The following is a 9,942-nucleotide window of genomic DNA, read 5'->3' as shown; positions in this document are numbered from 1 at the left end:
TATGGAAAAGGAGTCCCGGAGCCGGGTATCATCCGCTGAAAAACCCAGGAGGCCGGCGACCAGCGCCTTATCTGTCCCATGGCCTTTATAAGTCTTGGCAAACGACCCATATACGGTAATCATGGCCTTTACCGGTTCGTCCTTTAATATATTCCTCGCCATGAGACCGATACGCGCAGCACCGGCCGTATGCGAGCTGGAAGGGCCAATCATGACAGGCCCTACAATATCAAATACACTCATGATATACTCCTATTCTACACGAATCGCCGTTCCCAGGCGGAAACTATACATATAGGCCTCCCGTACGGGACGGCCACTGATCTTTTCTACAGCCTGCCTGTAGAGAGAAATCTGTACGCCATACCGTTTGATAAAGGCGTCCGCATCATCGAGACGGTCTGTCTTATAATCAATCAATACCCATCCATCACCCTCCCGGAATAAACAGTCGATAACGCCCTGCACCAGTATTTCCTCTCCCGGTTCTGCGTCCGGCAGGAGACCGCCGGCAGGAAGGAGGATGCTGAACGGATATTCCCGGAGTATGCGGTCTGACGACGCCATGCGCCGGCTGAGCGGCGAATGACAAAACGCAAGGATTGGCGGCAGATAGGCCATTGATACTTCTTCTGCTGTAAATAATTCCTGAGCCTGCCAGGACCGGAGCTGTGCATCTATATCGTTCCGGTTCATGTCAGCCCTGATATCCAGATACTGCATGATTTTATGAACAATCGTACCACGGCGGGCGCCCGTTTCTTCCTCTTCCCTTCCATCCATCCATGCCGGCAGCCGGCCAAACACGTCTTCCTCACGGTCTGCCCCGGCCCCCGTCGCTGCCAGTTCCCGTTCTTCTTCCCATTCATCCTGGTGTTGGAGTTGATACTGTCTTTTGATTTCAGAGACAGAATACTTGGCTGCTGTCCCCGTCGCTTTAGGCCACGGATAGTGCCAGGATAAGGTTTGCTCCATCCAGCCGGGAATCAGGGCTCCTACCGGTTCACCGCGGCGCACCTGCTGCAACGGTGAATCAAGGGATATATCCGGTGCCACTTCTTCCAAAGTCGGAATCTGGTGATATAAAGCCAGGCGCCAAAGGCCGTGCATTTCGTCACTTTCCAGTCCCGCCATAACCTTTTCATTGGTCTGTTTCCACTGATCCGCCCCTGCAAAAAGAGGCATGAGCCAATCGAGATATGACTTTCCTTCCGATGGACTGCCTTCTTTTTGCCAGTGTTTCCAGGCTTTTCCCATATCTTTGACAGTACCTGTCAGGATCAGTTTATCCCGTGCCCGGGTCATCGCAACGTAGAGTACGCGCTGTTCTTCTGCCCGTCCTTCCCAGGCTAGTTGTTCCCTCAGACCGCTCCAAATGAAGTCAGGATAAGAAATCCGCCATTCCGTATCAAATTGCCGCAGGCCGATCCCTAAAGATTTATGGAGCAGTATGTCCTTGGAAATGTCTGTTTCATTGAACTGTTTCCCCATATCGGCTACGACGACAACAGGAAATTCCAATCCTTTACTTTTGTGGATGGAAATGATGCGTACAACATCTTCCCCTTCTCCCAGTACTTTGGCCGGAGCCAGATCGAGCTCGTCTTCCTGCATCTTGTCGATGAGCTGCAGATAGCGGAATAATCCGCGATATCCCGCTTCTTCATATTGCCGGGCCCGTTCATACAGAGCCCGGAGATTAGCCTGCCGGACGGCACCGCCGGGCATACCTCCGACAAAATGGATATACCCCGTGTCCTCATACAGCCGCTGCAATAATTCGGCAACACTGGCGCGCCGGCTGAACGTCCGCCACTGTTCCAGATGCCGCATAAAATCCCGTAATGGAGTGGCATCCTCATCGGATAACGTTTGTACATATGCAGGCAGTTTCTGCCACAATGTTCCGTCTCCTGTCAGATGAAGGCAGGCCAGGGCCGACTCATCCATTTTGACCAGCGGTGACCGGAGGACTGCCGCCATGGGAAGATCCTGTTCCGGGTTATCGATGCATCGCAGCAAAGCCAGCATGACCTGTACTTCTATAGCGGCAAAATACCCGCCGCTTTCATCGGCATATACGGGGATTCCCGCTTCCTGAAAAATCCGGGCCATGACTTGTGCTTTATTTTTCAGTGAACGGAGCAGCACAACCATATGGCGCCAGGAAACGGGCTCCATGGAACTATCTTTACGTTGGATACACTGACCGGAATGTTTCATGTCTATCAGGCATCGGGCCACCATCTGGCACTCTTTTTCAAATGCCGTACGTTCGTCCTCCCCGTCCCCGGCCAGCTCATCAGAAACCAATTCTGATGGCTGATCATCCTCTGCACCGGTATCATCACTTCCTCCTGTATCGAGTAACCGGACTTCTACCGTACCGCCCAGCCAGGAATCGTCGGTGCATTCCTTACGGCCGGCGTACAGCCGTTCCCGTTCACCATAAGGCATACCGGCTGTCTCTGTCGTCATAATGCGGCTGAATACGTCGTTGATGGCTTCCAGGATATGCCTGTCGCTGCGGAAATTACGGGCCAGGTCAATGCAGCGCTGCTCCGCCCGGTCATCCCGGCTGTACGCCCGGTATTTTTCCAGAAATAATGTAGGATCTGCCAGGCGGAACCGGTATATACTCTGTTTGATATCCCCAACCATAAAACGGTTATCCGGGCAGGCTATCAGCCGTGCTATCATTTCCTGGACGCCGTTTGTATCCTGGTATTCATCCATGAGGATTTCTTTAAACGTGTGGCGCAATTCCTCTGCCGCATCAGACCGGATAATATGTTCCGGCGTTGAAACCGGGTCCAGGAGTATCTGCAGGCAAAAATGTTCCAGGTCATTGAAATCGACCCAGCTTTTTTCCTTCTTTGCCTGTCCGTAAGCTTCGGCAAAATCTTTTGTCAGCTGCACCAGCCCTGTAATATACGGCTCCATGCTGCGCAATCCATCCAGCCAGTCTCTGCCCGATGGCACAAACCACATATCCCGCATGGCCGTAAACTGCTTCTTGCATGACGTGCGTACCTTTTTGCATTGTTCCCAAAATTCTTTATCGTCTTCGTCCAGCTTACGCAGACTGGCAAGGCGGTCATAATTGACAGCCCGTACAGCCTGCCGCAGTTCTTCCCACGAAGTCTTATCCTGAATCGACTGCAACATAACATATTCATTTTGTATTTGCTGATATCCTTTTTCCAGTGCCGGCCGGGCCTCCAGTCCGGGTAAAATCTGCCGTAACCGTTCCAGGATGCTGCTGATCTGACTATGGGCCCTTTTTTTGATGGGCTGGCACCAGGGAAGATCATCCAGTCTGGCATCATCGGCCACGGCATAATCGGCCACAGCCTTGTCCAGCCAGGCATCCGGCCAGGGCAGGCTGCGGGAAAAGTGATATATACGGATGATTTCTTCCATCAGGATGTCATCGCCGTGTTCATCGCCAAACATTTCCGCCAGTGGATAGAGGATTTGAGCCTTATCCGGATCTTCATAATAAGACAAAAAGACATCCTCCAATACCTGATGCTGCAGCAGGATTAATTCTTCCGTTCCGGCAATGGTAAACCGGGGATCGACATCAATTTTATAAAAATATCTCCGGATAACGGCCTGACAAAAAGAATGAAGAGTAGAAATATGGGCAGAAGGCATGAGTGCCAGCTGCCGTTCCGCCCTTTCTGAATCTTCTTCAGTCAGCTTACTGGCCAGTGCCGCTGCAATCCGTTCCCTCATTTCGGCAGCAGCTGCTTTGGTAAACGTGACGACCAGCATTTCCGTTATGTCCACCGGGGCTATCTGATCCAGAAGACGGCGTATGATACGTTCTACAAGGACAGCCGTCTTGCCGCTCCCGGCAGCTGCCGACAATAGAAGTGTCTGTCCCCGGCTGTTGATTGCTTCCTGCTGTTCATGAGTCCATGCCATGCGCATCGTCTCCTTCCTGATTAATGCGGACAATAATATCGCTTTTTTTCAATTTACCGGCCGCATCATAGGCGTTGTCCTGCGTATGAGGATCAAAGGCGCAGAACGGATGATACGGACAATACTGGCAATGGCTCTGTGTTCCAAAGAGGACCGGATGGATGGAAATATCGCCGCTGCCCATCTGTTCAGCAATGGCATGAATCCTGTTTTCAGCCACCTTCAGCACTTTCTGCCACCAGGAATAGGGAAATACATTATATCCGGCTGTACTCAGATTGCCGTTCTTATTGAGCCGCACATTAAGAAATGACGAAGATGCGTCCATAGCCGTATCCATATACCGGATAACGTCAGGACTGTCCAGATAAAAGCCCTTCAATTTGTTTTCTTTATTGTATAGCCGGATTTTTTCCTCCTGGCTGAGCAAATGATTTTCTGAAAGTTTCCGGCTTCGCACATAGCAATACAGTACAGCTGCCGGGGCGGCCTGAGGTCCTATGTTTTTCAAGGCGATATCCATATACGTCAGGAGCTGTAATTCCAGTCCCATGTAAATTTTCTGCAAATCCAGTACGGTACTGCCCGATTTATAATCGATGACAACGACAAAATCCGTATCGTCTGCATGAAGTGTGTCAATGCGGTCAATCTGTCCGGTCACGATGACCTCCAGCCCATTGTCCAGCGTAAATTGCAAAGCCTTCCAGGCATTTTTCCCCTGTCCAAATCCCTTTTCCACGGCAGTCGTATGAAAATCATAAGACTTATTGAATTCACACAAACGCCGCACTGTCCGGATGAGAACCTGGATCAGTCTTCCCTGGATTTGAATAAAATACGCATTGGACATGAGAATATCGTTTTGTATCTTCGGCGATAACTCTTCTACAATGGACGTACACAGCGGCCCTATTTCCTCATCCTGCAAATGCTGCCACTGCCGTCCTTCGGTGAGCAGTTTTTCTCCAATACGGCGCAGTGCTTCATGGACGAGCATTCCCAGATCTGGTGCCGAAAAATGCTGCACCGGCCGTTCGGCAAGGCCCAGCCCATATTGCGAAAAATACGCAAACGGGCACTGACGGTAACTTTCAAACCGGGTAACGGAACCGACAATCCTCCCTTCCGGAGCATAGAGGCGGCGTACGGTTTCATAGGGAAGCCGCTCCGGCCGGTTATGATAAAACAAGCCCTGCACAGCCCGTACGGTTACCTGTTTCCATCCATGGAGCAACGCCCAGTCATACAAGGACCACCATACGGAATCTATTTTTTTATTTTCTACAGCCGGACGCAGCATAACTGGCAGATATTTCAACGCTGCTGGCATAGAGACGATATACTCCGCAGCCGATGCCGGAGAAGCTTCTCCGCTTTCCTTTCGAAGGCCAGCAATATATCCTTTATCTATCAACTGCTGGATCCACAAAGACGGCGTCAGCTCCTCGCCCTGCTCATCAGCCAGCGCGTAACTGATATATAGCCGTTCTCTGGCCCGGGTGGCCGCCAGATAAAACAGGAATTTTTCCTGCAGGGAACGGAACCGGCTCCCCGGCCCCAACGTCACGCCGGCCTCTGTCATGCTTTGCCGTTCTACGTCACTTAGAAGTCCCTCATCGCCGCTGTGCTGAGGAAAAATCCCATCATTGATGCCACATAAAAACACAATGCGTCCACTGCCGGTATACCCTCGTTCGATTGACGTAATCGTCACATGATCCAGTGTCGGCGGAATAATGCTGAACGTCATCGTCTTCAGGCCGTCTTCCACCATCTGGGAAAATTCTTCCAGACTGACCACATCATCTCCGCACAAGGCCGTCATTTCTTCCATGAATGCCAGCATTTTTTTCCATACCTGCTCATGTTCTTTACTTTCTGTCATACGCTGGACTGCTTCATCTTCTTCCTTCCAACGCCGCAGCGTATCGGGAACATGGATAGACTGGAGAAAAGTAAATAAAAGGGTACACCAGTCACGCAAATTTTTTTCTCCCTGTGCCTTCTGCCAGAAAGGAAGTATATACTGCTGAACACGCTGCCGCACTTCATTGACCTGATGCAGTCGTTCCTGTATTTCCGGATGCTGACTTACATCATCGCTCATATATTTTTGTGGGTAATAGGTCCATTCCCGGCTGCTCAGCCACTGCCGGCTGCTGATACCGCTGGCCAGACAGTAATTTTCCAGGATATCCACTTCATGCCGGTCCAGAGGAAATAAATCCGTTTTGAGAAGGCGGAACACTGTCTCGTGTGACCAGTGGGACCGTAGCAGTGCCAGAAAAGCGGCAACAGCCTCTGCGGCAGGGTGAGATGCCATGGGACGCCGATAATCAGTAAAGCACGGTATACCATAAGACTTGCATATCCGTTCTCCCAGCGCATCATACATATTGCTAGTCCGGGTGAGTATCAGAAAATCCCTGTACCGGTATCCGTATTGCACGAGACGGGCAATGCGTCTGGCAATGGCGTCCATTTCAGCCGCGCGATCAGAACATTCTGAAACAATGAGTTCCTTAACCGGCACGTCCTGTGTATCCGGAACGGACTGAAAGAAATGCCTGGTAAACTGTCGTATTCCCTTGCATGGCGGATTGGGCAGGTTCTCTGTTTCCAAATGGGGAAAAATGCGGAGAAGACTCTGATACACTTCCCAGGGGCGGTGATACAAAGCCGTATGGCGGGACTGCTGTGAAATACGTTCTGCATCCATTGTCAAGGTTATGGTCAGCGAATCAGCCACTTTTTCGGCTGCCAGCAGAATCTGCAACTGCTGCGGCGTGAACCATTGAAATCCATCGACCCAGACCCGTGCTCCCTGAATAAACGTATAGTTGGGCAGTTCCCTTGCCAGCAGTGTCATCGTATCATCGGCATTTCCAAAATGTTCTCCCAGAAATTCCAAGTATTTTTCATACAATGAAGCGATGTCTTCCAATTTATGTGACAGTGTCAGCTGATTCATCAGCCCTGCCGCATTCCGCAGCATATCCGGTGTAATACGGAAGGAGCGGCATTCCATGAGGAACTGGCCCATAGTCGTCACAAAATTAGGTTGCGAGGCGGCAGTCTGAAGGACAGTCAATACATTGCCGTGCTGCCTTAGAAGACGCTGTAGTACGATATTGCGGCTCAATTCAGATAACGACGCATGTTCTTTGTTCCGTTCCTGAAAGACCTGGAATGCCAGCCGGGAAAATCCAAAAATCTGGGTTCCCATAAATCCATGACCCGGCATGGTGGATGCAAACCGTCTTTCCATACTGTACGTAGCCTGGTCAGGTACGAGCAAAACAGCCTTTCCGCCATCTTTCGACCAATTCCTGATTTCTTCCAGGCATCGGGCAGTCTTTCCGCTGCCGGCCCTGCCAAATACGACGGTTACTGCCACAGCTCTCTCTCCTCTCCTGTGTTCACTGCAAATATACATATAAAATATTCTATCATACTCTGCATGTGAATCCTAGTAGAGAAAAAGAAAAGGCCCGCTGCTACCATTCAGATAACAGCGGGATTTTTCAAATTGCGGCACAAGCAGTTTTGACAAAGGACAACCGGGAAGGACGGCTGCGCTGCAGCCATTTGAGGTCATATGGTTCAAATACGACCTTACGGTACGCGTCTACATCCATGAGCGTTCCATCCCAGTCAGAATGGATATCTCCATTCTGCTTAATCAGGATATCGTACAATATATCATAGGTAATTCCTGTCTTAGGATCTGTTTCCACAATCGTACTATACGGCAGCGTCTTATGATAGGTCAGTTCCATTCCCTTATAATCAAAATGGAATCCACAACGCATGCGGCACCCATCCAGGCCCGTATAAGTGGCAATCTGTTTCAAATCATGGAGAATGCGGTCACCTTGTTCATCATACAGATTATCGGGAGTCGTCGCCGTGTAATCGAAACGGAACTGCACAGAAGCGCCGGGAATTTTGTAGAACCGTTCCAGATACGGTACCAGTTCCTGGGCTGGATAGTTTTTGTAAAGCACGCAATTAATGCGGAAGGGAACCGCCAGCCGACTCAGCAGAGAATCATTGGATTCTACGACATAATGCTGCATATGCCGGGATACATTGATACATGTAATCTTGTCTTTATTGCGTTTCGTAAAATTGACAATGTCATCTTCCGTCTGGAATTCAAAAACGGGCAATGTCGTGTTGATATACACCTTGTGAGTTGTGGGAATCTTATCGAGCATCATCTGAAGAGAGTCCAGATTGGCAAACGGTTCCCCACCAGTAAACACATAATCACAATAGGGCGTAATCTGATTCATCATTTCAATGCTATGACATATCTTTTCTGCCGAAAAACCTTCTGGATGGGAATATTCTTCTTTATTGATGCAGAAGGGACAATGATTGCGGCAGTTGTACGGAACAAAAATAGTAATAGTCGCTCCGCCTTCACGCGTTTTGTATGGATGTCTTGTCTTAACTGTGCTTGCAGTAGTATTCACCTGCGTCTGTATCATGTTCTTATTCGCCTCAAATTCATTTTACCCAGCCGGGAGCGCCAAATAAACGGGCATTCCAATTTACACTGTTCAGTGATATCCAACAAGCATGGGCACTTATTACTATCATAACACAAATGTCAATATCGTCAAATAATTAACTAGACACATATTATGTTATTTTTGAATTATTTTAGCGACTTTCAATTCTTCTGTTTCGCTGTTTCGTGGATTTTATAGAGATTCTGGGCCAGGCTGGTGACGAGGCCGCCACATTCCAATTTGTGAGACCAGCTGCGCGGCACAGCATCAGCCCCGTACATAGCACCTGCCATATTGCCGCAGACTGATCCGCACGAGTCGCTGTCTCCATCCTGATTACAAGCCATAATGACGGCATCTTTCAACGTCCCTGTTTTTAACAGGCAATAAATGGCCAGAGCATACGTTTCTTCAGCAACCCAGCCTTTGCCGATCCGTTTCATAGCCCGCCAGGCTTCCCTATCGGTCACGGCTTCATCGATGGCCCGGATAACTGCTCGCTTTACACCTTCATAATGCTCATGTTTTTGTAATATCCGCATGACTTCTGGCAGTGTATCGGCTAATTCCTTTCCCTGGCTGAGGAGGGAAACGGACGCGCTGAGCATTCCTGCTGCCAGATATCCCGTAGGATTCCCATGAGTCAGACGCCCTGACTGACAACCTACGTCAAAAGCCTTTTCCGGATCACCTGCATAAAACAAACCCACAGGAGCGGCACGCATTATGGAACCACAGCCTTTACTGTCATTATCGGCATAGAGGCTGTCTGTCCGGCCACTTCCCGCCAGAGCGGACAGGCAGGTTTTCCCCGGTGCCCGCCGGGCATATAAATCTTCTTCCCCCATCATATCGTAATCCCATTCTTTTTCATGGGCCTGCCTTGTCATCCAGGCAGACTGATCCGGTTGAATGACTTGCTTTGTCTGTGTATAATACCAACGCATGTACGATCGGTACAGACCTTCTTCTGGCGCCAATTCATCATGAGCAGCCCAAAGTAGTCCGTCGGCAGTGAAAAGAGACATTTGTGTATCATCCGAGATGATGCCTTTTCTCCCATTGGCATCCAGCCGCAGTATCGTCCGCAATCCATAAGGCCCGAATTTTTTCCGGATAGTATACCAATCGTCAAATTCGATGATATATCCTAATGCATCGCCTGCTGCACCACCAAGCATACATCCCAGGAATCGGTCACATGTATCCATTTTCACACCTCCAACACGTATATTCGATTCGCTATCAATCCCATAGTTGTAAAATAATTATAAAATGGGTTTACAATTTATTGATATTATTATATTATATAAGATTATACTTTTATTATAACAGATTAATCATCCATTGTGCAATAAAAAAAAGCACCTGCAACGATTGTCGCAGATGCTTTTTTATTTTTCCCATAGGTAATACAGGGGTTATCAGCCTTCGATTTCGGAAACAACGCCGGCGCCTACTGTACGGCCGCCTTCGCGGATAGCGA

Annotated in this window: 5 protein-coding genes; all 5 read right to left on the bottom strand. The window is 49.4% G+C overall.

The window, feature by feature from the left end:
* On the bottom strand, positions 1–243 hold a 243-nt coding region (locus tag B4H10_RS04880), incomplete at its 3' end, for a serine dehydratase beta chain (protein WP_292018309.1).
* A gap of 9 nt (positions 244–252) precedes the next feature.
* Entirely contained in the window at positions 253–3,933 is a 3,681-nt protein-coding gene (gene addA, locus B4H10_RS04875) for a helicase-exonuclease AddAB subunit AddA (RefSeq protein ID WP_292018308.1), read from the bottom strand.
* A complete protein-coding gene (locus B4H10_RS04870) occupies positions 3,917–7,333 on the bottom strand; it encodes a PD-(D/E)XK nuclease family protein (RefSeq protein WP_292018307.1) in 3,417 nt (1,138 codons plus the stop codon). Before B4H10_RS04870 ends, addA begins: the two co-directional genes overlap by 17 nt.
* A gap of 127 nt (positions 7,334–7,460) precedes the next feature.
* Positions 7,461–8,432, bottom strand: coding sequence for a 4Fe-4S cluster-binding domain-containing protein (locus tag B4H10_RS04865; RefSeq protein ID WP_059076173.1), 972 nt, complete (start codon positions 8,430–8,432; stop codon positions 7,461–7,463).
* A gap of 185 nt (positions 8,433–8,617) precedes the next feature.
* Positions 8,618–9,667 carry an ADP-ribosylglycohydrolase family protein gene (locus tag B4H10_RS04860; protein ID WP_059076174.1) on the bottom strand — a complete coding sequence of 350 codons (1,050 nt, stop codon included), beginning with the start codon at positions 9,665–9,667 and terminating at the stop codon, positions 8,618–8,620.
* Positions 9,668–9,942 lie beyond the last annotated feature (275 nt).

This window comes from Megasphaera sp. UBA4382, assembly GCF_002391155.1.
GTDB lineage: Bacteria > Bacillota > Negativicutes > Veillonellales > Megasphaeraceae > Megasphaera > Megasphaera hexanoica.
Note: the sequence above shows the minus strand (reverse complement) of the source record. Positions and strands in the feature narration are given on the sequence as shown.